The sequence below is a fragment of the Lysinibacillus piscis genome (assembly GCF_026012395.1).
Classification (GTDB): Bacteria; Bacillota; Bacilli; order Bacillales_A; family Planococcaceae; genus Lysinibacillus; species Lysinibacillus piscis.
On the sequence record NZ_BRZA01000001.1, the window covers coordinates 639800 to 665825 of the forward strand.

Annotated in this window: 26 protein-coding genes and 1 other annotated feature; all 26 genes read right to left on the minus strand. The window is 38.3% G+C overall.

The window, feature by feature from the left end; genetic code table 11:
• Positions 1-206: 206 nt before the first annotated feature.
• On the minus strand, positions 207-1118 hold the full coding sequence (locus OPF91_RS03310; protein WP_264987258.1) for an RluA family pseudouridine synthase: 912 nt from the start codon (positions 1116-1118) through the stop codon (positions 207-209).
• Entirely contained in the window at positions 1115-1594 is a 480-nt protein-coding gene (lspA, locus tag OPF91_RS03315; protein WP_309297403.1) for a signal peptidase II, read from the minus strand. The genes OPF91_RS03310 and lspA overlap by 4 nt, the downstream gene beginning before the upstream one ends.
• Positions 1595-1749: 155 nt before the next feature.
• Positions 1750-4515 carry an isoleucine--tRNA ligase gene (gene ileS / locus OPF91_RS03320; protein WP_309297404.1) on the minus strand — a complete coding sequence of 922 codons (2766 nt, stop codon included), beginning with the start codon at positions 4513-4515 and terminating at the stop codon, positions 1750-1752.
• A gap of 68 nt (positions 4516-4583) precedes the next feature.
• Positions 4584-4804 (minus strand) — a binding site (T-box leader).
• A gap of 66 nt (positions 4805-4870) precedes the next feature.
• Entirely contained in the window at positions 4871-5392 is a 522-nt protein-coding gene (locus tag OPF91_RS03325) for a DivIVA domain-containing protein (protein ID WP_264987259.1), read from the minus strand.
• 95 nt (positions 5393-5487) lie between these two features.
• Entirely contained in the window at positions 5488-6276 is a 789-nt protein-coding gene (locus tag OPF91_RS03330; protein WP_264987260.1) for a YlmH family RNA-binding protein, read from the minus strand.
• Positions 6277-6346: 70 nt separating this feature from the next.
• Entirely contained in the window at positions 6347-6628 is a 282-nt protein-coding gene (locus OPF91_RS03335) for a YggT family protein (protein WP_264987261.1), read from the minus strand.
• Positions 6629-6647: 19 nt separating this feature from the next.
• The gene (locus OPF91_RS03340; protein ID WP_264987262.1) at positions 6648-7142 is read right to left on the minus strand and encodes a cell division protein SepF; all 495 of its coding nucleotides are present in this window, start codon (positions 7140-7142) and stop codon (positions 6648-6650) included.
• The gene (locus tag OPF91_RS03345) at positions 7126-7830 is read right to left on the minus strand and encodes a YggS family pyridoxal phosphate-dependent enzyme (RefSeq protein ID WP_309297405.1); all 705 of its coding nucleotides are present in this window, start codon (positions 7828-7830) and stop codon (positions 7126-7128) included. The genes OPF91_RS03340 and OPF91_RS03345 overlap by 17 nt, the downstream gene beginning before the upstream one ends.
• Before the next feature lie 138 nt (positions 7831-7968).
• Positions 7969-8202, minus strand: coding sequence for a YlmC/YmxH family sporulation protein (locus OPF91_RS03350; RefSeq protein ID WP_264987263.1), 234 nt, complete (start codon positions 8200-8202; stop codon positions 7969-7971).
• A 167-nt stretch (positions 8203-8369) separates the two neighbouring features.
• Positions 8370-9143, minus strand: a complete 774-nt coding sequence (gene sigG / locus OPF91_RS03355) for an RNA polymerase sporulation sigma factor SigG (protein ID WP_264987264.1) — start codon at positions 9141-9143, stop codon at positions 8370-8372.
• 113 nt (positions 9144-9256) lie between these two features.
• Positions 9257-9964, minus strand: coding sequence for an RNA polymerase sporulation sigma factor SigE (gene sigE / locus OPF91_RS03360; RefSeq protein ID WP_264987265.1), 708 nt, complete (start codon positions 9962-9964; stop codon positions 9257-9259).
• 20 nt (positions 9965-9984) lie between these two features.
• Positions 9985-10815, minus strand: coding sequence for a sigma-E processing peptidase SpoIIGA (locus tag OPF91_RS03365; protein ID WP_264987266.1), 831 nt, complete (start codon positions 10813-10815; stop codon positions 9985-9987).
• A gap of 264 nt (positions 10816-11079) precedes the next feature.
• Positions 11080-12228: a cell division protein FtsZ gene (ftsZ, locus tag OPF91_RS03370; RefSeq protein ID WP_264987267.1), complete on the minus strand. Its 1149-nt coding sequence runs from the start codon at positions 12226-12228 to the stop codon at positions 11080-11082.
• A 53-nt stretch (positions 12229-12281) separates the two neighbouring features.
• Positions 12282-13565, minus strand: a complete 1284-nt coding sequence (gene ftsA / locus OPF91_RS03375; protein ID WP_264987268.1) for a cell division protein FtsA — start codon at positions 13563-13565, stop codon at positions 12282-12284.
• A 95-nt stretch (positions 13566-13660) separates the two neighbouring features.
• Positions 13661-14032, minus strand: coding sequence for a small basic family protein (locus OPF91_RS03380; RefSeq protein ID WP_264987269.1), 372 nt, complete (start codon positions 14030-14032; stop codon positions 13661-13663).
• Between the two features lie 4 nt (positions 14033-14036).
• Positions 14037-14756, minus strand: coding sequence for a DUF881 domain-containing protein (locus OPF91_RS03385; RefSeq protein WP_264987271.1), 720 nt, complete (start codon positions 14754-14756; stop codon positions 14037-14039).
• Between the two features lie 47 nt (positions 14757-14803).
• Positions 14804-15529, minus strand: a complete 726-nt coding sequence (locus OPF91_RS03390; protein WP_373877024.1) for a DUF881 domain-containing protein — start codon at positions 15527-15529, stop codon at positions 14804-14806.
• The gene (locus OPF91_RS03395; protein WP_264987274.1) at positions 15501-16334 is read right to left on the minus strand and encodes a cell division protein FtsQ/DivIB; all 834 of its coding nucleotides are present in this window, start codon (positions 16332-16334) and stop codon (positions 15501-15503) included. Before OPF91_RS03395 ends, OPF91_RS03390 begins: the two co-directional genes overlap by 29 nt.
• A gap of 20 nt (positions 16335-16354) precedes the next feature.
• Entirely contained in the window at positions 16355-17434 is a 1080-nt protein-coding gene (gene ftsW / locus OPF91_RS03400) for a putative lipid II flippase FtsW (RefSeq protein WP_264987275.1), read from the minus strand.
• Positions 17435-17474: 40 nt separating this feature from the next.
• Entirely contained in the window at positions 17475-18824 is a 1350-nt protein-coding gene (gene murD / locus OPF91_RS03405) for a UDP-N-acetylmuramoyl-L-alanine--D-glutamate ligase (RefSeq protein WP_264987276.1), read from the minus strand.
• The gene (mraY, locus tag OPF91_RS03410) at positions 18821-19795 is read right to left on the minus strand and encodes a phospho-N-acetylmuramoyl-pentapeptide-transferase (protein ID WP_264987277.1); all 975 of its coding nucleotides are present in this window, start codon (positions 19793-19795) and stop codon (positions 18821-18823) included. Before mraY ends, murD begins: the two co-directional genes overlap by 4 nt.
• Before the next feature lie 137 nt (positions 19796-19932).
• Entirely contained in the window at positions 19933-21858 is a 1926-nt protein-coding gene (locus tag OPF91_RS03415) for a stage V sporulation protein D (protein WP_264987278.1), read from the minus strand.
• A gap of 57 nt (positions 21859-21915) precedes the next feature.
• Entirely contained in the window at positions 21916-24150 is a 2235-nt protein-coding gene (locus OPF91_RS03420) for a penicillin-binding transpeptidase domain-containing protein (RefSeq protein WP_264987279.1), read from the minus strand.
• Complete coding sequence (ftsL, locus tag OPF91_RS03425) at positions 24147-24512, minus strand: cell division protein FtsL (protein ID WP_264987280.1); 366 nt, start codon at positions 24510-24512, stop codon at positions 24147-24149. The genes OPF91_RS03420 and ftsL overlap by 4 nt, the downstream gene beginning before the upstream one ends.
• Positions 24513-25463, minus strand: coding sequence for a 16S rRNA (cytosine(1402)-N(4))-methyltransferase RsmH (rsmH, locus tag OPF91_RS03430; protein WP_264987281.1), 951 nt, complete (start codon positions 25461-25463; stop codon positions 24513-24515). It lies immediately after the preceding gene.
• 54 nt (positions 25464-25517) lie between these two features.
• On the minus strand, positions 25518-25949 hold the full coding sequence (gene mraZ / locus OPF91_RS03435) for a division/cell wall cluster transcriptional repressor MraZ (protein WP_264987282.1): 432 nt from the start codon (positions 25947-25949) through the stop codon (positions 25518-25520).
• Positions 25950-26026: the final 77 nt, after the last annotated feature.

Consider the following 26026-nt stretch of genomic DNA (forward strand, 5'->3'; position numbering starts at 1 on the left):
TTTTATCCATAAAAAAACCTCTCGAGGCGAGTAGCCTGAGAGGGTTAAAAGACATGTTTAAAGAGCATGACGAAAATTTTGCATCACAAAATTTCACAACACGTTAAGCATTTACCTTCTCAGCCTCTCTGGACTGCCATTAAAGGTTTCTATTTAGTTACGTATTTCTTTGCTTTTGCTTATTATAGACTTTCTTCAGCTATCCGTCAATCTCTGTTTCGCAATTCTTGCAATAACTGTTCATAGTCAGCAGGAAGTGGTGCTTCAAATTGAAGATACTCTCCTGTTGTTGGATGATCAAATCCTAAAATGCCTGCATGTAATACTTGTCCAGCAAAATCAATTGTTTTCTTTGGACCGTATTTTGGATCACCCGCAAGAGGATAGCCAATATAGTTCATATGAACACGAATTTGATGTGTACGTCCTGTTTCTAATCGACATTCTACCAGTGTATAATCGCCAAAACGTTCTACTACTTGGAAATGTGTCACAGCATGTTTACCATTATCCACAACGGCTTGCTTTTGTCGATCCTTTTGGTCTCTGCCAATCGGTGCATCAATTGTGCCTTTATCATGCGCAATATGACCATGAACAAGTGCTGTATATTTACGTGTAACGGTTTTATTAACAAGTTGGTTCACTAATGATTCGTGTGCAATATCATTTTTTGCCACCATTAATAAACCAGATGTATCTTTATCAATACGATGGACAATCCCTGGGCGCAATATGCCATTAATGCCCGATAAATCCTGACAATGATACATTAAGCCATTCACTAATGTTCCTGTCATATGCCCTGGTGCTGGATGAACAACCATTCCTTTTGGTTTATTCACGACAAGCACGTCTGCATCTTCATAAACAATATCTAATGCTAAATTTTCTGCTACAACATCTAGTGGCTCTGCCTCTGGTACAGTGATTTCAACCAAATCCCCAGCTTTGACTTTATATTTAGCCTTCACTGCTTCTCCATTTACTTTCACAATGCCTTCTGTAATCCAGTTGCCGATTTGTGTACGTGACCATTCTGTTTGCAAGGTAGAAAGAGCTTTATCAAGACGCTCACCCTGCTGTTGGTCCTCCATTGTATAATGTACGCTGGTCATTGCTTCACCTTCTTCTTTTCCTTTTTATCTTCTATTAGTAATCCAATCATCAATATGACAACAGCTATCGTTAAAGCGGCATCCGCTACATTAAAAATAGGGAAATCATAACGAATAATAGGAATTAAGACATCTGCAAAATCAACCACTTCACCTCTGAAAAGACGGTCGATAAAGTTACCAAGTGCCCCACCAAGTAATAGCATTAAGCCTACTTGCAGAACAGGCTTTCCTTTTGCTTCTTTATGATAAAAATATAAAATCGCTCCAATGACACCAAGTGTAACGATGGTAAATAGCCACATTTGCCCTTCAAGCATGCCCCATGCTGCGCCACGATTACGATGCGATAAAATACCAAGCCATGGGTCCCATAGCCCAATGCGTTCACCAAACTCCATATGTTTCACAATTAGCCATTTTGTCCATTGGTCTAGCAATACGACAATTGCAGCTAATCCATAATATTTATACACCAACATTCCTCCGTTCATACAGCATCTAACCTATTCTATCATAACCATTTAAAGGCGCATAATATTTTTAAGCTTATCGTCTCCATACACAAAACAACGCAGGTATACCAATTTTCATTGATATACCTACGTTTTACACTCTATTTTCTATAGTATTATGCGTAATAGTTCTCAACAACACTCGCACAACGACTACATACAGTTGGATGGGCTTCATTTGCACCTACTGTTTCAGAAATAGACCAGCAACGTTCACATTTCTCACCTGTTGCTTTTTCTACAACAATTGCCACGTGCTCCAGTGTTAATGCATGTGCAGGTGCTTCCTCAGTCGATACTTCAAAAGCAGAAACAATCGCAAGCTGTGCAAAATCAATATTCGCATCTTGTAATAATGTAGCAATAGTATCTTTCGCATAAACTGTTACTTTTGCTTCAAGTGATTTACCAATTGTTTTAGCATTACGTGCCTCTTCTAACGCTTTTAGCACATCGTCACGCACCTCGATAATTTGTGTCCATTTTGTGCGTAAGGCATCGTAATTCGCCTGCTCTACAACCTCTGGGAAATCTGTTAATTGAACAGAATCCTCTTCTACAACACCTTGCTCATGTAAATATGACCACATTTCATCTGTTGTATGTGGAATAATTGGTGTCATCACTTTCACTAATGTTAATAATGTGTCGTAAATTACCGTTTGCATTGCACGACGGTCTTTATTATCATAGCCTTCGATATAGACAACATCTTTCGCAATATCTAAGTAGAATGATGATAGCTCAACAGCTACAAAATTATTCACCGCATGGTAGACAGCCGCAAAATCATAACGATCATACGCCGCACGCACTGTTTTTAAGACATCTTGCAGGCGCATATAGACATATTGATCCATTTCACGTAAATCTGCATATGCTACACGATCTGCTTCTGGGTTAAAATCTGCTACATTGCCGTGTAAGAAGCGGAATGTATTACGGATTTTACGGTATACTTCAGAAACTTGTTTTAACATATCCATTGAAATACGCACATCACTTGTGTAGTCAACAGAAGCTACCCATAGACGTAAAATATCTGCACCGTATTGGTCCATTACTTTTTGCGGTACAATCGTATTTCCTAATGATTTACTCATTTTACGCCCTTCACCATCAAGTACGAAGCCATGTGTTAGCAAGCCTTTATACGGTGCATAGCCATTGATCGCCACAGACGTAATTAATGATGAGTTGAACCAGCCACGGTGTTGGTCAGAGCCTTCTAAGTAAAGGTCTGCTGGATATTTCATGCCACGCTCCACTAACACGCCTTGATGTGATGAGCCTGAGTCAAACCAAACATCCATAATATCATTTTCTTTCGTAAACTCACCATTCGGGCTACCTGCATGTGTAAAGCCTTCTGGTAATAATTCCTTCGCTGTTTTTTGGAACCAAATATTTGAACCGTGCTCACGGAATAGTTTCGAAATATGCGCAATTGTCTCTGGTGTAATAATTGGCTCACCATTTTCAGCATAGAAAATTGGAATTGGCACACCCCATGCACGTTGACGTGAGATTACCCAGTCGCCACGGTCACGAATCATATTATAAAGACGTGTTTCCCCCCATGCAGGTGTGAATTCTGTTTCTTTAACCGCTGCTAATAGCTCATCACGGAATGCATCCACTGACGCAAACCATTGTGGTGTTGCACGGTAAATAACAGGTTTTTTCGTACGCCAGTCATGTGGATAAGAGTGTGTAAAGAAATCCAATTTTTCTAATGCGCCTACTTCAGCTAATTTTTCTGTAATTAATTTATTCGCATCATTGTAGAATACACCTTCAAAGCCAGGAGCCTCATCTGTATAGCAACCGCTATTATCCACAGGGCTAAGAATTGGTAAACCATATAATTTACTTACTTGATAGTCGTCTTCCCCGTGTCCAGGTGCGGTATGAACACAGCCTGTACCTGCTTCAGCTGTTACATGCTCCCCAACCATTACGAGTGAATCACGATCATAAAATGGATGTTGTGCCACAATACGGTCTAATGCTTCCCCTTTGACTTCCTGCACGACTTCGTATGTTTCCCAACCAAGTGTTGTTGCCACTGTTTCTACTAATTCTTTTGCAATAATGAATTTTTTCGTTGCTGTTTCTACCACAGCATACACAAATTCTGGATTCACTGAAATTCCTAAATTGGCTGGTAATGTCCATGGTGTTGTTGTCCAAATGATAAACTTCGCATCTGCTGGGACAACACCCTTTGCATCTTTAATCGCAAAGCTGACATAAATAGATGGTGATTTAACATCCTTGTACTCGATTTCTGCCTCTGCTAATGCTGATTCAGAAGATGGTGACCAGTAGACAGGCTTTAATCCTTTATAAATATAGCCCTTCTCAGCCATTCTTCCAAACACTTCAATTTGGCGTGCCTCAAATGCTGGCTTTAATGTAATATATGGATTTTCCCAATCACCACGTACACCTAAACGGCGGAATTGTGCACGTTGATTGTCAATTTGCTCATACGCATATTCTTCACATAACTGACGGAATTCTGCGATAGACATCTCTTTACGCTTAACACCTTTGTTTGTCAAAGCCTGTTCAATTGGTAAACCATGTGTATCCCAACCAGGTACATACTCCACATAGTAGCCTGTCATTGATCGATGACGTGTAATCATATCTTTCAATACTTTATTTAAGGCATGCCCGATATGGATATCACCATTTGCATATGGTGGGCCATCATGTAGCATAAATTCAGGACGTCCTTTTGTACGTTCCAACTGTAGCTGATTGATGTTCATTCCATCCCATTTTTCTTGCATCTTTGGCTCATTGGCTGGTAAGTTTCCACGCATTGGGAAATCTGTTTTTGGCATTAATAACGTATCTTTATATTCCACCATTCTAAATCCTCCTACTTTCTTTTTATTGATGAACAAATATGGAACAACAAAAAAAGCCCCATCATCCCCAAAGGGACGAGAAGCTTCTACTCGCGGTACCACCCTACTTGTAGCACATCACTGCACTACCACTCTGTTACACGTTAACGTTGTGCATGACGAAATAGCTTACTTTCTTCAGCTATTTAGCTCTGAAGTGATATTCATTGTAATTTGTTTGTTTGAGCTCCCACTATCCTCAAATCGCTTTGCTACGCCTTACAATTACTGTCTTCATCTACGCTTATTGACCTATTTGTTCAGAACCATTGTTATTGTATTAGTATATGCAAATCGAATCACATCGTCAAGACACTTACTCGTTTGTGTCCTGCGCCACTTCAACAGATGCTTGAATATCTGTTAAATCCACATCATATTGCAATAAATGTTCCCAATCATCTGTGTTTAATAAATCAAGCTGTGCCTCCACAAGCATTTTAAAACGATTGCGGAATACTCTAGATTGCTTCTTTAACTCATCAATCTCAATCGTTACTTTACGTGCTTTTGTCAATGCTTCATTAACGATACGGTCTGCATTTTTTTCCGCTTCTTTCACAATGAGCTTCGCCTCTTTTTGTGAATTTCTGCGTACTTCATCAGCCGCTTCCTGTGCAACAACGATGGATTTTTGCAATGTTTCCTCTAATGAATGAAAATGTCTTGCTTGCTCCATCGCCATTTCCAATTGCTTATCGACATCTTTTTTCTCACGCAATAAAATTTCGTAATCTTTAATGATTTGATCTAAAAATTCATTTACTTCGTCTTCAGCATATCCTCTGAAAGCCTTCGTAAACTCCTTATTATGTATATCAATAGGTGATAATGGCATACAATCCTTCTCTCCTTTACCTGTACATTCGTACTTTTTATTATACAATTATTCAGACGACTTGACAGCACAAATTAATCAAAAATACGTGATTTTTAGCTTTTTTGAGCCAAACGACCGATTTGTAAGCGGATTTTATCTTTCTTTGTTCTACCTTCTGTCATAGTTATTTTGAAGCGACCACTACCACGTACCGATAAAATGTCACCTTCCTGTAACTCAAATGCAACAGCTTCTCTTTCCGTCCAATTGACACGCACCTTTTTCCCTGTAATTAATGCCTGTGCTTTTTGACGGGATATATTTAATATCTTCGCCATGACAACATCTAAGCGCATAGATGATATTGTGTGAGATTCCTCTAGCCATTCGTCCTCATTTGATAGTAATGGCTCGTTGTCTTTAATTGCCTCTACACGTACTTTCACCTTGCCGATGCCTGTTAAATGTAATCGTACATAATCTGCTACCTCATTGGCTACGATAAATTGCACATGCTGCTCCCCTACACGAATATCCCCAAATTTTCCTCTATCTAGTCCCAGTGATAATAAGGCACCCAAAACATCTTGATGGCGTAATTGCACAAATTTCGTTGGGTATTGTATCGTAAAAACAGTTAATTGGAAATCATCTGTTGTTGGCTCATAATAATCAGGAAAGATGAACATTCGTTGCCGTTCTGCGTCCTCAAAAAGCCCTGCACTAGCTAATTTAAACGTATTACTTTGCTTAATGATAGATTCTACAATAAAACGTTGCCTTGGGTCTAAAAAATCTGTGAGCTTCGGTGCATAACGGTCTTCTACTTCTCGTTGCCAGCTCATCACTTGTTCAATAAAAGGCTGCTCATCTTTGCGAAAATGTTGAATTAAATGTTCCATTATATGTTGCTCCTTTTGCATGTGTTCCCACAATCAGTAAAAAATCCTCACAGCATGGTGAGGATTTTGGTTACATAAACATAAAATAAACTTTTTGAATCACAATAAATAATCCTGCTTTAATAAAGTTCAGTAAAAATATAGCGACAATTGGTGAAATATCAATCATACCAATTGGCGGAATGAACTTTCTAAAAATTCCTAAATATGGCTCACAAACTTTTTGAAGGAAACGTCCAACTGCTGAAGTTTGTACAGCTGGCACCCATGACATTAAAACATAGGCAACCAACATTAGTGAGTAAATATCAAATGCTTTTGATACATAAGGTAACACGGTATATAACATCATAAAACTACAATCCTCGCTATTAGTTATCGTCTAAAATAAAATTAGAAATTTCACCAGATACTTCTACATTGTCAGGTGTACATAGGAAAATATCTTTTCCTACTCTTTGAATATCGCCACCAAGTGCATAAACAGTACCACTTAAAAAATCAATGATACGCACACCTTGCTCTCGTTCAATACGCTGCAAATTAACAATCGTCGCTCGTTTATTTTTTAAATGCTCTGCAATATCTTGTGCCTCTGCATAAATTCTTGGTTCAACGAGTACCACTTTTGCCCCTTTAGAGCTCATCGCAGCTTGTAAGCTCACAATATTATTGTTTGCTACTGAACTTTGTGGCACGATTTCTTGCACAGTGGCTTTTCGTTCTTTCACCACTTTTTTAGGCTTTACTTGCTGTATTTGTGGCTGTGGTACGGGTTGTTGCTGTTGAATAGGAGCCTGCGTGATTTCTTCTTCTATTTCATCCTCTAGATAAAAGAAGTTTTTAATTTTATTTTTCATGCTCATCCTGTTCCCCTCTTTCATTTCCAACAAGAGCCGTTCCGACCCGAACAAATGTAGCTCCTTCCTCTACCGCAATTTCAAAGTCATTTGACATACCCATTGATAGCTCGGTACAAGGTGCGTGTCCAAATCTTTGCTCGGCTATTTGTTGTTGACATTGTTTTAATTGTTTAAACACAGAGCGAATCACCTCTGTATCGTCTGTATTGGGAGCCATTGTCATCAACCCAACAATTTGAACTTTCGTAAATGCTTTTAATGATTCAATAAATGGTAATACTTCTTCGATGGTTAGCCCATGTTTTGATTCTTCACCAGATACATTCACTTGTACAAAGCATTTCACAGGTTGCTCTGCTCGTTTTTCAATTTCTTCTGCTAAGCTCATACGATCCAATGAATGTAAATAATCAACGCTATTAATAACTTGCTTTACTTTACGTGTTTGCAAGGAGCCAATATAGTGCCAATGTACGTCAGCTTGAATGGATGCCAATTTGCGCTGTAAGCCTTCTGGACGATTCTCGCCTAGATGCTGTAATCCTGTATCTATTGCTTCCTGCGTTCTTTCCACAGAAACTTCTTTTGTCACAGCGATAATTTGAACGTCATCCGTTTCTCGCTGTGCACGTTTTTTAGCTACTTGTATTAAATTGTTCAATTCCTGTAAATTCGTTAATATGTTTGTCACTGTTTTCCCAACTTTACGATGATAGATTCTTTGATAGCTACTATCAATTTTTCTTTTATTTCATTGTAACAAGCAATAGTTGAATTATCAATGAATAGCCTAATTTGTCTATCATACATTTGTCTATTTTGATGCTTTTTATAATGCTTTCACTAAAATAACGTCTTTCCCTACAACTAACACATCTTTCATATAAACTTTTCTTACCGATTCTTCCCCACGAAATAGCCCTAAATATTTGCGTGGCTCTGCAATCATAAAAGCTGTGACATAGCCTGTTTCCTTTGATACCTCTGCATCTACAACGAAACCTAAAAAGCGCCCATTCCCCGCTTCAATTACTTCCTTTTGTTGTAATATGGAAAAGCGCATAAAACCCCTCCTTCCTATATATGTATTGTCCATCCATAAAAAAAATGCGTATCACTTCAATCAGTGATACACATTTTATCCCGTATTAACAGGCTGTAAAATCCGATTGGCGAAACTACCAATCCGTGGGTGGATGAGGAAAACCTCCACCGATTGAAGACTTTATATTACCTATAATCTTTTTTCATTGTGTCAATCGCATTTTTTTCTAAGCGAGAAATTTGAGCTTGAGAAATGCCTAATTCTTTAGCAATTTCCGTCTGCGTTTCCCCATAATAAAAACGTTTTGCGACAATCAACTGTTGCCGTTCATCTAATTTTTGCAAACTTTCCTTCACTGACACATATGCTACCCATTGATCCTCCGATACATCATGATCTCGTAATTGATCCATCATGTACACAGCATCTCCCCCATCTGAATAAATAGGCTCTTGGAGTGACATTGGATCTTGAATAGCATCTAAAGCAAACAAGACATCCTCTTTTTTCATCTCAATCATTTCTGCAATTTCTTCAATTGTCGGTTCACGTAAATTTTCTGTAATCCATTGTTCCTTTGCCTGCATTGCTTTATACGCAATATCTCTTAGTGAACGAGATACCCTCAAAGCATGGTGATCACGCAGATGGCGACGAATTTCCCCAATAATCATCGGTACAGCATATGTTGAAAATCGAACATTATGCTTTAAATCAAAATGATCAATGGCTTTCATAAGGCCAATACAACCTACTTGAAATAAATCATCTGCCTGCTCACCTCGATAGGCAAATCTACCAACAATACTCAGCACTAATCTTAAATTGCACATAACAAGCTCTTCTCTTACCTCTGTTTCTCCTGCTTGCAAACGAATAAAAAGATTTTTCATATCCTCATGCTTTAATATTGGCAAAGTCGATGTATCTAAACCGCAAAGATCAACCTTTGTTCGCATATTCGATTCCTCCGATAGTATTCTCTGACTAAACCGTTACATCAGTTTGTCCGAGAGAAAGAAGAATATGCACAAAAAATATGACCAATTTTAGGTAAGTAGCATTTTTCCTTTTACGATATTGGCTGATTTAAATTTTCTCGTAAATCTTGAATAATTTTTTTCTCCAAACGTGAAATATAAGACTGAGATATACCTAAATGATCTGCTACCTCTTTTTGCGTCATTTCAATTTTACCGTTTAAACCAAAACGACATTCCATGATGTAGCGCTCACGTTTACCTAGTCGATTAATAGCATGAAACATATGCTGACGCTCAATTTTTTTCTCTACATTCTCTAAAATAATATGCTCCTCAGTCCCTAAAATATCAGATAGTAAAAGCTCATTGCCGTCTGCATCGGAATTCAATGGCTCATCTAATGACACTTCACCTTTCATACGACTTGTTTTTCGCAAATGCATTAAAATTTCATTTTCAATACAGCGTGAAGCATATGTGGCAAGTTTAATATTTTTATCTGTATTAAATGTTTCAATTGCTTTAATTAAGCCGATAGAACCAATGCTAATCAAATCTTCAATTGGTGTTCCCGTATTATCAAAACGCCTAGCAATGTAAACAACAAGACGTAAGTTTCGTTCAATTAATGTATCTCTAGCACGTAAATCTCCATTCATAAAGGATGCAATGACTGTTACTTCTTCTTCTCGAGTTAGTGGCACTGGCAATGAATCATTTCCCCCTATATAGTACGTTTCACGACTTCGAAACTTACCCCATAATTTTTTCAAGCTAGCAAGTAGCCTTAGAAACAATCGGTCTCCCCCTCTATGTGTTAATTAGTAGTCAGTGCTGAAAAATGTAAAATGGCTTCTGTGCTATGCGGAAAATTATGCGCTTTTTTCGTTAACACGATATATTCATTTGTTTTCACTTGTGAAGGCTCCCCCTTTATTTGCCATTCATCAAAGCGAAAACCTAACACAACGGACTGCTGTTGAACCGTATTGACATGAATAAAACGTATCGCTTTCTGATAGTCTGTTGCAAACATCGATACATCATACGGATTGGTTTCCTGCCATTGCCCTAATGCTTGACAAAGGGTTTTAGGTAAATATGGTTGCAACGCTTGATAGGAAACAAAATGTACAGGCTTTCCTGATAATGGTTCGATGGCTTGATTCCCTGTATCGACAAATGCCGAAAGTGGAATGTCTACACCGAAAATTTTTAATAATGTTTCACGTACAAATTGTCCACTTACACGTTCCAGTCTCACAAAGCCCCATTGCTTGTAAAATAGCACTAAGTATACACTAGCTAATAGAAAACAAAGTCCGATGAAATGGCTAACGGATAAGCTTTTCAAATACGGTTGTAATGCTGTCAGCAATCCTCCCATCACAATGGTAGCAGTCAATGCAATTGGTCCTTGTTTTTGAAAACTACGTAATCGAAAACGAAAAGCAATGCCAATTAATAACACAAAGCTACTCAACATTCCGACTAGCGTATGACCACCAATTACAGCAACAAAGCTACTACAAAGCGAACTTATGAATAATCTTATCGGTTTCACCATATTGCTCGTTATTCTAGCAGTAAAAAGCACAATTGCTAAATTAAAAAGCATATTAATGAGCACTAGCCATTCTCCATACATAACAGCCTCCTCCTACATACAAAGTTAGCATGTTAGCATCACAAATATTGTCAAACAATCGCAGTGAATTTAAAAAATATTTTGACAAATTTCCAGCTTTCTTAACATTCTAGTCTTTTGAATGTTAAGAAATTTTTATGTAGAGTGATGTGTTATTTTGATGATGATAGCGTCTATAATGATAAAAGAACATTGAAGCATCAACTGAATCTAGATAAAAAAGCCCGTCATCCACATAATGTAAATGACGAGCTTCTTATAAAATTATCCTCGATTTTTGCGATTTCTTAAAAATGCAGGTACTTCCAACATGTCATCTTGTCCATAGTTGGCTTGATTTTGTCGTGGCTGTTCTTGTACTACTTCTTGCTGACGTTGTTCACGAACAGGCGCTTGTTGTTGCATTGTTTGTCTTGAATTCAATGTTGGTTTTACAGCAGGGCGTGGCTGTTGTAATGCCTCTTCTGAAAAACCAGTAGCAATGACAGTAACGATGATTTCATCTTTTAAATTTTCGTTAATAACAGAACCGAAAATCATGTTTACTTCTTCATCAGAAGCAGATGCTACAATATCTGCCGCTTCCTGTACTTCAAATAGACTTAAATTCGCACCACCTGTAATATTCATCAAGACACCTTTAGCGCCATCGATAGACGACTCAAGCAATGGACTTGAAATAGCCTTTTTAGCTGCTTCTGCTGCACGATTTTCACCTGTAGCAATCCCTATTCCCATCAATGCAGAGCCTTTGTTAGACATAATTGTTTTCACATCGGCAAAGTCTAAGTTAATAAGACCTGGTGTCGCAATTAAATCTGAAATCCCTTGTACACCTTGACGTAAAACATTATCTGCTTCACGGAAAGCTTCTAACATCGGTGTAGACTTATCAACAATTTGTAGTAACTTGTCGTTTGGAATAACGATTAATGTATCAACAGCCTCTTTCATACCACCGATACCGCCGATTGCTTGTGTTTGTCGTTTACGCCCTTCAAATGTAAATGGACGTGTCACAACACCTACTGTCAATGCACCTAAATCACGTGCAATTTGAGCGATTACTGGCGCTGCTCCAGTACCAGTGCCTCCGCCCATACCCGCTGTAACGAATACCATATCTGCACCACGTAATACTTCTTCTAATTGTTCACGGCTCTCTTCAGCCGCTTTCTTTCCAACCTCTGGATTAGCTCCAGCACCTAAACCACGTGTTAACTTTGCACCAATTTGTAGCTTTATTTCTGCTTTTGATAAATTTAATGCTTGAGCATCTGTATTGACAGCAATAAAATCTACACCTTGTACACCATGCTCTATCATTCTATTGACAGCGTTGTTACCACCACCACCAACACCAATAACCTTTATTACTGCAAGTTGATCAATACTTGTATCAAATTCTAACATTTCATTTTCCTCCCACGGTAACTCGACTCAATATCATCCATTACGCATTTAAGTTAATCAAAAAACTTATCAAATAATTTTTTCGCTCGCCCAATTACGCTTTCTTTTGGTTCTGAGGTTGTCGCATATTCTTGCTTCTTAGGCGCAGTGGTAGGTGAGCTAGCAAACGCATATTCCAGTGATTGTACATTTGTACTTTTTCCATAAAAATCATCTTCTAAATAGGCGTAACGAATCAGTCCAACTGCCGTTGTAAATGAAGGCTCCCTAACCCCAATATAATCTGGTGTATATATTCTAACACGCGTTTGCAAAATTTGACGTGCTAATTGAGCAATCCCTTCCAGTTTTGCAACACCACCTGTTAAAATAACACCACCAGGCAAATCTCGCACACCTAAACGTGCCAATTCATCAATGACTAATTCAAATAATTCTTCTAGACGAGCACCAATAATTTCTGAAATATAGCGTTGGCTATATTGATCTGTAGAATCTGTTCCAACAATCGGTACTTCAAATAGTTCATCATCTGATGCGTCATCATAAAAGGCATGTCCAAATTGATGTTTAATATGTTCTGCCTGCTCGGTTGGTGTTTTCAAGACAATTGAAATATCTTTTGTAATATGGTCGCCACCAATTGGTATGACTCCCGTATGTGTCAACAGGCCTTCTTCAAATACAGCAATTGTTGTAGAGCCACCACCTAAATCGACAAAAGCTGTACCTTGGTTTTTTTCATCTTCTGTTAAAGCAAAGTAGCCTGCTGCCAATGGTTGTAAATATATTTCTCTAATGCTCAACCCTGCACGTTCTACACAGCGAAGAACATTATGTAGAAGTGTTTTAGATGTTGTAATCATTGTGGCATCCATTTCTAAGCGAATGCCAATCATCCCACGTGGATCTTTAATTTCTGCTAAGTTATCTACAATAAACTGTCTCGGAATAATATTGACTAATTCACGTTCAGGAGGTATTGACATGACTTGTGCAGATTCTACTACTCTATCTAAATCATCATCTGTAATTTCTCTATTTTCACTATTTACAGCGACAACACCTTTGACTAATTGTAACATCGTTTGGTTCGCTGGAACGCCTAAAACGACTTCAGTAATTTGATAGCCTGTCATTCGTTCTGCTTGTTCTACAGCTTTACGGATGGATTGCACTGTTGCATCAATATCAACAATTGCCCCTTTCCGAATCCCATTTGATTTTACATTTCCGACACCAATTACATGTAATTGTCCGTCGCTCATTTCTCCTATTAATACCTTGATAGAGGATGACCCTATATCAAGAGAAATATATAAATCTTGTTGGTTCAACTCGCTGCACCTCCCTAAAAAATGCTCTTGTTTTCATTCTATTGTAATTTTACTGTCTTGTCTAAGTAAATTAAGCGATTTATACAAATTTCCCTTTATTCTATTGAAGTTTTATTCTTTTTGTGACGTTTTTCATCTAATCGATTTAGTAAAATACGCCTAATAATAGCTATATTTTGGAATAAACGTACTCCGAATGCAAAAATGGCTGCTAAATACAAATCTATTCCTAAATATACACCTAAGAAAGCTAAACCTGCAGCAAGAAGTATGTTAAAGAAGAAACCTGAGACAAATACTTTATCATCATATACATGTTGCAATTGTGCTCGAATGCCACCAAATAATGTATCCAAAGCCGCTAAAACGGCGATGGATAAATAGTTTTCATAAACAGACGGGATTTGTATATTTGTTAATAAACCGAGTGCAAGTCCAAATAACAAGCCTAAAAATGGTAGCCACATACTTTTATTCTCCTTTTTCGACTTCTGTTAAATAATCATTTGTTAGTGGCTGATCAAATGCTGAAATGGTTAACTGTGTCATTGGTTCTTCGATAACTAAATTGAAATTATCTAAATAAAAAGAATCTACCAATGATGAGGCCTGTAAAGAGTTATACATTTTTTGAGCTTCTTTAAACGAGCTTGTCCCTACATAAATTTCAAATGGGAGGGATGAAATAGGTACACTGTTGACAGTTGTTCGCCCATTAATATCTCGAATAGCTGTTGTTTGGACAACTCGATTGCCATCAATAGCCACATCTATCGCATTATTCTTAAATAATTCATTTAATAATTGTGTAAGCAAATCAGGTGAAATTTCGCGAATAACATAGCCCATTTCGATTAATTCAGGTGCTGCCTCAATGCGTAGTATAAGCCCCGGCCCTACTACTTTAGTGAGACCTGCTTGTGTTTGTAAACGGTTTACTGTTTCACTTAATGCCGCTTGCAAACTTGTCTTTTCAGATTGCTCATAGCGATCCACTACTTCATGAAGCGAGCGAATTTCTTCTAATAAAGTGGAATGTCTTTGTTTTTCCATTGATAGTTCTTCTCTAATATCCCAAATATCTCGTGTATCTCGCTCAGCTGGCTGTTGTATGGTATTGTACTGTACCGCTATCATCAAACCGATAATAAATAGCACGAGCGTTATTCGGGTATACATATTTTTTTTCAAAATAAGCCCTCCTAGACGCATCGTAAACTGTATAGTTTTACAAATAATTAACTTTTCATATTAACTTTTGGCATAATAAGGTGTTGGTTTTCCTCCAATGATACAACAATGTTTTCATTTACTAATTGGTCAATGACGCCCCCATCCATATTTAAGGAGGCTGTTAATGTTGCTGATTCACCAACTGCCTCTATCACAAATGGTGCAGGGTGCTGTGTACCATCGATGGTAATGACAGGACCATTACAGCGAATATACGAATTAGCTACTATACGCTGCCCATTAATCGTGATTGCTTGTGCGCCAGCAATTTTTAACTCGTTTAATAGTTTAAAAACATGGCTCTCATGGACAATGTAATCATTTGGATTCGCTGCTGTCGGGTTGTAATCACCATCCCTTAATGTCACACGAATACCCTTGCCCTCACCCTTTAATTCACCTAGTAAAAGCCGCATATTTTCTGCATCTTCTCCAAGTTTTTCATACTCTTTTTCATTCGCTACAAATGATTTTTCATACTTACGAATTTTCTTTTGTAATGCTGTTACCTCTTCTGACAGTTCCTTATTACGCTCCTGCTGTACAATTAACTCCTCACGATAGGACTCTTCCTTCTCAAATAACGTTGTATCCACTGTGCTCCTTGTACTTTTTGCTTGGTTATACGAATAACCAATCATAAAACCTGTCGCAATGCATACAATTAATAGCTCAAACTGCTTTCTCGATAAAAAGCTTCCTTTATTGCTCGTCCGTTTGTTCATCTTCATTCACATCCTGGTCGTTCACTTCTCCATCTTCCTCTTGTCCAATATCAAGATTTACTGGATTATATTCATTTTGAAAAGAGCGATAGTAGGAGCCAACCTCTAAATCGATAATGCCTTTTTCTAAATTTTGAATTTGTGCCACAATCGAAGGGTAATAATTTAATTTCTTGGCTAATGTTTGTATAATAGCCCGCACCTCATAGCCATCATTCATATAAAGCTTAATAGCATTCGGATTTGTCTCACTACGATTCGTATTAATTTGAGAAATTAACGCTAATACTTCTGGGTTCAATTTCGCTAATTGTTGCACAAGTTTTTGGATTTTCTTGTCACCTTTAAATCCTATAAAAACAGGTGCATCGATAGGAATATCCTTTCCTTTCTGTTCAAATCGCTTTCCATTTTCAAGCACAGGATAATAAACTCCGTCTATTATGACATAGGCAACCTTTTTCCATTCTTGTACATGGATGGTGACACCTCGAAACCAAGTTCGCTTCACTTGTACATCTTTTACCCATGTATCTTTTTGAAGTAGTGCTTCTACATCTTTTACTTTAAAGCCCCATAATGAGTTACCTGCCACTAACTTACTTGTTTGAACATAATATTGTTCTTCTGCTAATTGTGCACCTTGAACTGTTATCCGATCGATTGTACTGTAAGGAGATTGAAAATAAAGGAGTACTGCTAACACAATAAAGAAAAGTAATATGAGTACAATAAATTTTCGATTAGTACGCTTTTTTCGTCGCTTTTTAAGCGTAGGGATGCGATCTTCTATATCAATTACCTTTTCCAAAAAGTACTCCTCCTTTATATTTATTTCGCTAATTGATAAATAATACCTATTATTAACCACATTGTGACTAAAGATGTTCCACCATAGCTAATAAAAGGCAATGTTACACCTGTTACAGGGACTAAACCAATGACTACAGCGATATTAAGAAAAGCCTGTACTGTCAACATTGTGACAAGTCCTATAATGGCGTAATACGATGCACGACTTTTTGCTTGAATCGCAAATTTATATCCTGCATAAATCGTTATAGCAAACAGCGCTACAATGACAAGCCCGCCAAACATCCCAACTTCTTCCAAAATAATAGCGTAAATAAAATCATTTTGTGGCTCTGGTAAATATAAAAACTTTTGTCTGCTTTGCCCAAAGCCATGTCCAAAAATACCTGCTGGTCCTATTGCCATTAGAGATTGCACCGCTTGGAATCCGCTCACTAAAGGGTCTGCCCACGGATCAAGAAAGGCCTCAATTCGTTTTAAACGATATGGTGCTGTTGCAATAAGCCCTACCAATCCAGCTACTCCAATAAGCATAATCATGGCATACAATTTTAGCGGATACCCTGCCACAAAAAATAATAAAAAGACAGACACAACAAGAATAAACACAGAACCGAAATCTGGCTGTAACATAATTAACACAACAGGCAATAATAAAACTAAACCATGTCGCCATTGCACAATGGACGTACCTGTTTTATGCTGTGCTAGCAAATGACTCAAATAGACGAGCACGGTAATTTTGCTCAGCTCAGCTGGTTGTATCGTTAATGGACCTACACCAATCCAGCTCTGTGAACCATTTCGTACAAGTCCAATCCCTGGTATTAACACTAATACTAATAACACTAATGATAATATATAGGCTATTTGCCAAAAACGTTGCTGTTTTAATAGCGTGAAACGAGTCGTAAATAAAAAGACACCTATCGCGATTAGAAAATAAATACTTTGTTTTAGGTAAAATGGCATTTTCCCACTGTAGTGAACTGCACTCCAATAAGTGCCTGCTGAATAGACAAAGATAATGCCAATGATGGATAGTAGCATTGTTGTGATTAGCAATAAATAGCTTTCTTTCCCTCTCAGTAATGCCATCCTTCCAAGTTAATTATAGTCAAAGTTCATTACAAGCAAATTACAGCTTCATGACAGTATCAATAAAAGCATCACCTCTTATTTCAAAGCTGTCATATTGATCCCAACTTGCACAAGCAGGTGATAATAAAATAATATCGCCCTCTTCTGACATTGGTGCAGCATATTGCACAGCATCTTCCACATTCTGTGCAATAATAGCTTTTGTGACACCACAGGATTTCGCAAATTCTACAAAACGCAAACCTGTTTCTCCAAAAGCTACAACACCTTTTACATGCTCCATACTTGGACGCAATTCTTCAAATGAATGTCCACGGTCTAAACCACCAGCTAATAAAATCACAGGTGCGCTAAAGGCATCTAAAGCACTCTTCGTTGCTAAACAATTGGTTGCTTTTGAATCATTATAAATTTTCCGTCCGTTCCACTCTCGAACAAATTGTGTACGATGACGAACACCTGCAAATGTCGCAAGCACTTCCTCCATTTTGGCTTTATCACAGCCCATTAATAAACAAGCTGCTACAGCTGTTAAAATATTTTCTAAATTATGCTTACCAGGTAATGCAATCGTTGCACGAGTCATATATGGCTCACCTTGCCAATAAATCGTCGTATCATCAGCACTAATGCCAACCTCTGCACGTCCCTTTGTCGTAAATGGAATCTTTTGTGCCTTTGATTGTGCTGCATAGCCAACAACAATTGGCTGATCTGCATTATAAATAAAATAATCCTCTGCATCTTGATTGCGTGTCACACCAAATTTTGCATCTGCATAGCTCTCAAATGTTCCATGATAATCAAGATGGGCATCATATAAGTTTGTTAGAATGGCAATTTTCGGCTTGAATGTTGCTGTCCCCATCAATTGGAATGAAGAAAGTTCTGTCACGATTACTTGTTCTTTCTGTGCCTCTTTGGCAACACCACAAGCAACTGTTCCGATATTTCCTGCAATCAATGGTTGTTTACCACCATTGTTTAACATTTCAAAAATTAATGTTGTCGTCGTTGTTTTGCCGTTAGAGCCTGTAATACCGATAAATGGTGCTTCACTAATTAAATACGCAAGCTCAATCTCTGTCCAAACAGGTAGCCCTCGACTAATCGCATCTGCTACAATCGGATTACTATAAGGGATACCAGGGTTTTTAACGACTAATTCAAAGCCTTCGTCGAGTAAATCTTCAGGATGACGCCCACAAATGACTGTAATGCCTTTTTGTAATAAGTTCTGTGCATCAGGGCTTTCCTCAAATGGCTTAGAATCATTTACTGTGACAAAGGCACCAAGTTCATGTAAAATTTCAGCCGCTGCTACACCACTTTTAGCTAAACCCAGTACGAGTACTTTTTTATGTTGCAAGTCTACATAGTTTTTCATAACAACGCCTCCGATAAAACTGCAATTAATGCTACTGCTAAAGCCGTTGACCAAAATACAATGACGACTTTCCATTCTGACCAACCTGATAATTCAAAATGATGATGGATAGGGCTCATTTTAAAAATACGTTTTTGGCGTAGCTTGAAACTACCAACTTGTAAAATAACAGATAATGTTTCAATAACAAATACTAGGCCAATCAATAATAATAAAAATTCTTCCTTTACTAACACAGATACCATGGCTAAAGCACCACCTAGTGCTAAAGAGCCTGTGTCTCCCATAAATACTTTAGCTGGATTGGCATTAAATAATAAGAATCCTAGCAATGCGCCTGTTACTGCAAAGGCAAATAACGCAATATCCGCTTGGTCTTGGAATAGCGCAATAACACCAAATGCTGCAAAGGCAATAGAAGCTGTCCCTGCGACAAGTCCATCTAAGCCATCTGTTAAATTGACTGCATTTGAAAAACCAACTAGCCAAAAAATTAAAAAGGCTACATAAAAAATACCTAGGTCAATTGTCCAATCTGTAAATGGTATAGTGAGTGTTGTCTCAAAATCGCCTATATGGAGTAAAAAATAAGCTAATATAGCAATCACAATTTGACCAACGAGCTTTTGGAGCGATGTCAAACCTAAATTACGTTTAAAAACAACCTTTAAGCTATCGTCCAATAAACCGATTAATCCAAATCCTACTAACACTAATAATAAGACAATGGTTTGTGTTGTCAGCAATTCTAAAAAGCTGCCCACACCAACTGTAGTCAAAATAATCGCTAGCAAGAAAATAATGCCGCCCATTGTTGGTGTGCCCGCTTTTTTCATATGCGATTGTGGTCCTTCTTCACGAATGCTTTGTCCGAATTTCAAACGACGCAGCATAGGAATACTAATCGGTGCTAAAATAACTGTGATGATAAAAGCAAGCGCTAAAATCGTAAGTGTTGTTGCGAGTTCCATTGAAAAATCTCCTTTAAATCATGTATCTCTTTTTTCAAATTAGAAAAAAGTCCTTCATTGCCTTATCATGACGAAACCTATCCTTCATAATAATAGTGGTTCTTCAACATTTTTGGAAGGTCAAATTATTTCTATTTTCAATTTCCATCTGCTGTAAGATACAGATGAATAATGCCATCTTGTTTAATCACACTATCTGGTGCAGGTAATTGATTGCTAATCTTTTTCCCTTCTCCATGCCATTCAATGCGAAATGGATAATGTTGCTTTGCAATATCGTCTTTTGTTTGCCCGATTAAATTTGGTGCCTTTACAGTAATTGGGTCACCCCAACGATAATCTTTTTCTAGCTGTTCCTTCGATTTCTCGATACCAACAAAAGGAGCAATATCTTCAATAATTTGTCCGACAATCGGTGCAGCGACCACACCACCAAACTGTGTTGTCTTTTTTGGATTATCCACAGCGACATAAACGACAACTTGTGGGTTATCCGCTGGTGCAAAGCCAATAAACGATACAATGTATTCTCCACTTTTATAGCGTCCATTTTCCACTTTTTGCGCTGTTCCTGTTTTCCCACCAATGCGTAGCCCATCTCGGTAGGCTTGTCGTCCAGAGCCCTTTGCCACAACCGATTCTAATGCACCACGTACTTTAGCTGACGTTTCCTCACGAATCACCTGTCTTTTTACAGTAGGCTCTGTCTCTTTAAATACTTCACCTGTGGCAGGATTAAAAATTTTCTTCACCACATATGGCGTGTATAATTTCCCACCATTGATTGCTGCTGATACTGCCTGCACTTGTTGAATGGGTGTGACAGCAACGCCCTGACCAAAGGAGGTGGTTGCTTGTTCAACAGGACCAAATGCTTCCTTCGAGAACAATATGCCTGATGCCTCACCAGCAATATTAGAGCCTGTTTTTTCACCAAAGCCAAAATCTTTAATATATTGTAGTAAACGTTCATTGCCTAATCGTTGCCCTAATTCAATAAATCCTGGGTTACAGGAGTTTTCAACTACTTCTAAAAACGTTTCGTGACCATGTCCTGAACGTTTCCAACAGCGTAATCTTGCCCCAGCCACCATCGTATAGCCTTGATCGAAAAATGTATCATGCTCTAAATCAACGACATTTTCCTCTAAAGCAGCACTCAATGTAATAATTTTAAAGGTTGAACCTGGCTCATAGGTCATCCAAACAGGCAAATTACGATTATAAATAGCAGGCTCTACTAGTTGATATTGCGCTGGATCAAAAGTTGGGTAAGAAGAGAGTGCTAAAATTTCGCCTGTATTTGGATTCATTGCTATCGCTAGCGCTTGGTCCGCCTCATAGCGTTCCATCGCCTGTGATAACTCACGCTCAACAACTTGCTGAACATCTACATCAATCGTTAACTCGACTGTTGCTCCATCCTCACCAGCTTTCCAAGCACTGGCTACGTTCGGCAAATTTTTACTTTTTGCATCTGTAAAAAGTCGTATTGCTGAAGAGTTCGCTTGTAATAGCTGATTGTATTCATATTCAATACCTGCTAGTCCCTGTGCGTCATAACCTGTAAAGCCTAAAAATCGAGACAATAATGTACCATACGGATAATCTCTCTCATAATCTACACCGCTATATAATCCTTCAATTTGCATTCCTTGTAATTCCACTGCTTTTTCATAAGAAATATTTTTTCCTTCAGGTGCCAGCTTCACTAAGTATGCTTTTTTCTGCATTTTTTCTAATAGCTTTTGCGCATCCACTTCTAATACTTGTGCAATTTTAGCAGCAGCACCTTCAATATCTTTACTTTGAGCAGGTATAAAATACAATGTAGGAGCTAGCTTATTCGTTACAATACTTTTACCAGTACGATCCGTAATATGTCCACGCTCGTTCGCAAAGGGAATCTCACGGTCCCAGTTGGCCTCCGCTTTTTCTGTTAGTTCCTTTTGCGCAATGACTTGCAGGAAGAAAAGACGAACTGCAATGGCTACTACAACACACATAAACAGCACATACAAAATACGTAATCGTTTTTTAGAATGGATAGAAATCCACTTCATTCGACATCACACCTTGTTTTTTACAACGTATGAAATAAAGTGGACTTCTATTCAATGCTATTGATCTTCTACTTGCTCTACTTCTCCCTCAGATGGTGCTTCTACATCCTGCTTAAAGCTTTCTGCTGGTGTTTTCAGCTTCACCACAATTGGAGAGGAATCAGAAATCACCGTACCTGCTGATACACTTTGACTCGCTACAAAGCCCTCTCCTACTACTTCAAAGGCTACATTTGCCATTGTTTTAAATACGAGCACATTTCGCAGTGACCATCCTGTTAAATCAGGCAATGTACTATCACCCTCTGTTTTCAAAAAGACCAAGCTGCCTTTGACTAATTTTTGTGTACCCTTCGGATATTGGTCAATAATTTGCCCGCCCCCGCCAACAATAATAGGTTGTAGCCCATCATTCATTAGCTCTACTTGTACAGCTTCTGCACTTTGCCCACTGAAATCTTGGATTGTTGCATGGGTTACTTGCTGTGTATCTTCTGAGCTAATACTTAAATGCTTTAAGCTATTGAGCATAACAGGATTGAAAATTTTCGAGACAGGGACTGATCCTTGCTCCCCTGTTTTTAATTTTGGCTTTTTCACAGACACATACATAATCAACTGCGGGTCATCTACTGGTGCCATTCCTAAAAAGGAGTATAAATATTGATTGCTTAAATAGCCGCCTCCAGCCCTCGGAATTTCAGCCGTCCCTGTTTTTCCTGCGACAACATATTCATCCAATACAAAATTCTTTGCTGTCCCACCCTCAGCCGTTAGTGTCGTAGCTAAAATTTCTCTCACCTGCTTCGCTGTATTCGCTGACACAGGCTGCCCCTTCTCAATCGGCTCATGCTGTTGAATGACTTTCCCTGTTAATGGGTCGACAATACGATCAATCACATAAGGCTGCATCATTTTGCCATCATTCGCAATCGCCGTCATCGCTTGAATTAATTGAATTGGCGTTACTGTAGAACCTTGACCATATGTTGTTGTCACACGCTGCACTGGGTATTGAGATAAAATAATACCTGTTGCTTCATTTGGTAAATCAATCCCTGTTTTTTGCCCAAAGCCAAAGCGGTTTAAATAATCTACAAAGACATCATCACCAATTCTTTTTAATAAATGTGCCATTGCGGTATTAGAAGAACGCTGGAAACCTTCTAAATAACTAATCCAACCCCATCCATATATATTATGGTCCTTAATTTTACGGTCAAATACTGTATATGAACCTGATTGGTAGTGTTCATTAGGATTCCATGTGCCCGTATCAATAGCAGAGGCAAGGGTAAAGGTTTTCATCGTTGACCCTGGCTCAATTGTCTCCTCAATCGCCTCATTCAGCCACTTCATATCCTTCCCTTCACGTGTATCTGGGTTGAAAGTCGGGCGCTGTGTCATCGCTAAAATTTTCCCTGTTTTTGGATCGGCGATAATAGCTGTCATTGATTCAGGGCTATATTCCTTTTCTACCTCTGTCATCTTTTCCTCTAAAAAGCTTTCCATCGTTTTATCCAGTGTTAAATAAATATCGTCCCCATTTTTAGCAGGAGTAATCATCTTTTCACTATTGGGTAGTAAATAACTAAAGGCATCTGTATCATATTGAACTTTGCCATCAACACCTGTTAACTCCTTATTGTATGTTAACTCTAGTCCCATCTTCCCTGTTGTAGTAAATGTGCCATCTTTATTTTCCTCTTTTAAGGCAAAGCCAATTAAATGTGAAGCAAAAATACCGTTTGGATAATAACGCTTTAAATCACTAATAAATAAAATACCTGGCAGTTTGGCTTCTGAAATTTTCGTCATTGTTTCATGACTAAGCCCACGACCCGCACGTCCAAACTCTACTTGATAAACCTCTTTCCCATCATCTCGGTAACGCTTTGATAATCGTTGATAAATCTGTGCTTCATTCTGCTCGGTATCTTCACTCATTTTGATATATTGTGCTAATATTTTCGCTGTTTTTTCAGCATCCACAACATGACGTGGATTTTTTGGATTCGTTGTAGCCTTATCACTAACAACCGCAATTAGTCGATAACTCAGTGTATCCTCCGCAATAATTTGACCTGCATGATCATAAATATTGCCACGACTCGCTGTGATGGCACTTTCTTTGTTATATTTAGCAGCCGCCCTTGCAGCCAATGCCTGTCCTTCTGCCTCGCCAGTCACTTGGATTGTCACCATGCGTGCAAATAATAGAAAAAAGAGCCCTCCATAAAAAATTAATAGTAGAAAGGCTCCCCATTGGAATCGAAACTTCTTTTTCTTCATTCTCCCGGCACTACCTTTACATTTTTCTCATTCTTAGTTAAACCGAGTTTTTGTGCTTTTTTCCATATATTATCGTATGTAGAAAGTTCGTTTACTCGAACCGTCAAGCCTATATTTTGCTTCTTCAGTTCCTCTGTCTCTGCTTCGATTTTTTGAATATCTATATTTGTCATTTGAATTGCCGCTTGTTTATTTAGTACAAATACCGATAAAACTACAATGGTGCTCAGTAATACGAGTAGCATCGTTTTTTCAAACTTCTGCTTCGTTGGTTTTTTACGACGTATAATAGTAGGTTGCGTACTAGGAGTTATAATCGGTTGTTGTACTTGTTGATGCTGCCTTGCACGAACTGCTGCCATTTACCCACGTCCTTTTTCGTTGATTTTCTCTACTACCCTCAATTTTGCTGAGCGAGCACGGTTATTTACTGCCAATTCCTCATCTGAAGGAATAATCGGCTTACGGGTAACCAATTTTAAAATAGGTTTCATCTCATCAGGAATTACAGGTAAATTCGGTGGTAATTCTGGTAGTGATGCTGCCTCTTTGAAAATGGTCTTACATAAACGATCCTCCAATGAATGGAATGTAATAACACTGATACGCCCACCTAAACCAATCATTTCAATAGCATCTGTTAAAGAATCCTCCGCTGCGCCTAGCTCATCATTAACAGCGATACGAATTGCTTGGAAAATGCGTTTGGCAGGATGTCCACCTTTTCGGCGAGCTGCTGCTGGAATACCTTCTTTGATTAACTCTACAAGCTGTCCCGTCGTTTCAATCGGTGCATGTTTTCGTGCCTCTTCAATTTTACGAGCCACTTGTTTTGAAAATTTTTCTTCCCCATATCGGAAGAAAATTCGCACTAAATCTTCATATGCCCATTCATTTACAACATGAAAAGCTGTAAGTGTCGCTGTTTGATCCATTCGCATATCCAAGGGTGCATCATGATGATAACTGAAGCCTCGCTCTGGTGTATCTAATTGAGGTGAAGAGACGCCTAAATCATATAAAATACCGTCTACTTGCTCGATACCATGTGCTAGTAGTTCTTCCTTTAAACAACGAAAATTAGCATGAATAAATGTGACACGGTCAATGTATGGAGCTAATCGAATTTTTGCATTGTTAATTGCTGTCATATCCTGATCGAAGCAAATCAATCGTCCTTGCTCTGACAACTGTTGTACTAGATATTCACTATGTCCTGCTCCGCCTAATGTGCAGTCTACATATACCCCATCAGGATTAATGTTTAGCCCGTCAACTGTTTCTTTTAAGAGCACGGTTGTATGATCAAACATACTGCTCTCTCCCTTCAGGCCTTAACTTCCTAACTTTTACATATAAAGCGAAGATTAAAAATCAAAGCCAATCATATTTTCTGCAATATCATTAAAAGATTGTTCAGATTCACTAAAGTAAGCTTCCCACGCATCTTTTGCCCATATTTCAATGCGATTAGATACACCCAGTACAACACATTCCTTTACGAGCTGTGCATGTTGTATCAGCATTGACGGAATATTGATTCGTCCTTGCTTGTCTATTTCTACTTCTGTTGCACCAGAAAAGAAAAAACGTGCAAAGGCGCGTGTATCCTTTTTAGTCATCGGTAAATCTTTTAATTTTTCTTCGAGCTTTCGCCATTCATTCATAGGATAGCCAAATAAACAATTATCGAGCCCACGTGTGACAACAAACGTTTCACCTAAAGCTTCACGAAATTTTGCGGGTACGATTAATCGTCCTTTTGCATCAACAGAGTGCTGATATTCTCCCATGAACATGCTACTCACCCCACTTTATTAAATAATGTACCACATCCCTCCACTTTCCTCCACCTATTTTAAAAAAAACTTGACAA

Bases quoted from the DNA above. Each gene is read 5' to 3' on its own strand.
- OPF91_RS03310 (WP_264987258.1), bottom strand. From the start codon at position 1,118: ATGACCAGCGTACATTATACAATGGAGGACCAACAGCAGGGTGAGCGT.
- ileS (WP_309297404.1), bottom strand. From the start codon at position 4,515: ATGGTGGAATATAAAGATACGTTATTAATGCCAAAAACAGATTTCCCA.
- OPF91_RS03325 (WP_264987259.1), bottom strand. From the start codon at position 5,392: ATGCCATTATCACCTATTGATATACATAATAAGGAGTTTACGAAGGCT.
- OPF91_RS03330 (WP_264987260.1), bottom strand. From the start codon at position 6,276: ATGGAACATTTAATTCAACATTTTCGCAAAGATGAGCAGCCTTTTATT.
- OPF91_RS03335 (WP_264987261.1), bottom strand. From the start codon at position 6,628: ATGATGTTATATACCGTGTTACCTTATGTATCAAAAGCATTTGATATT.
- OPF91_RS03340 (WP_264987262.1), bottom strand. From the start codon at position 7,142: ATGAGCATGAAAAATAAAATTAAAAACTTCTTTTATCTAGAGGATGAA.
- OPF91_RS03350 (WP_264987263.1), bottom strand. From the start codon at position 8,202: ATGCGCTTTTCCATATTACAACAAAAGGAAGTAATTGAAGCGGGGAAT.
- sigG (WP_264987264.1), bottom strand. From the start codon at position 9,143: ATGCGAACAAAGGTTGATCTTTGCGGTTTAGATACATCGACTTTGCCA.
- OPF91_RS03365 (WP_264987266.1), bottom strand. From the start codon at position 10,815: ATGTATGGAGAATGGCTAGTGCTCATTAATATGCTTTTTAATTTAGCA.
- ftsZ (WP_264987267.1), bottom strand. From the start codon at position 12,228: ATGTTAGAATTTGATACAAGTATTGATCAACTTGCAGTAATAAAGGTT.
- OPF91_RS03380 (WP_264987269.1), bottom strand. From the start codon at position 14,032: ATGTGGCTACCATTTTTAGGCTTGTTATTTGGACTTGCACTCGGTTTA.
- OPF91_RS03390 (WP_373877024.1), bottom strand. From the start codon at position 15,529: ATGAAGATGAACAAACGGACGAGCAATAAAGGAAGCTTTTTATCGAGA.
- ftsW (WP_264987275.1), bottom strand. From the start codon at position 17,434: ATGGCATTACTGAGAGGGAAAGAAAGCTATTTATTGCTAATCACAACA.
- murD (WP_264987276.1), bottom strand. From the start codon at position 18,824: ATGAAAAACTATGTAGACTTGCAACATAAAAAAGTACTCGTACTGGGT.
- mraY (WP_264987277.1), bottom strand. From the start codon at position 19,795: ATGGAACTCGCAACAACACTTACGATTTTAGCGCTTGCTTTTATCATC.
- OPF91_RS03415 (WP_264987278.1), bottom strand. From the start codon at position 21,858: ATGAAGTGGATTTCTATCCATTCTAAAAAACGATTACGTATTTTGTAT.
- OPF91_RS03420 (WP_264987279.1), bottom strand. From the start codon at position 24,150: ATGAAGAAAAAGAAGTTTCGATTCCAATGGGGAGCCTTTCTACTATTA.
- ftsL (WP_264987280.1), bottom strand. From the start codon at position 24,512: ATGGCAGCAGTTCGTGCAAGGCAGCATCAACAAGTACAACAACCGATT.
- rsmH (WP_264987281.1), bottom strand. From the start codon at position 25,463: ATGTTTGATCATACAACCGTGCTCTTAAAAGAAACAGTTGACGGGCTA.
- mraZ (WP_264987282.1), bottom strand. From the start codon at position 25,949: ATGTTCATGGGAGAATATCAGCACTCTGTTGATGCAAAAGGACGATTA.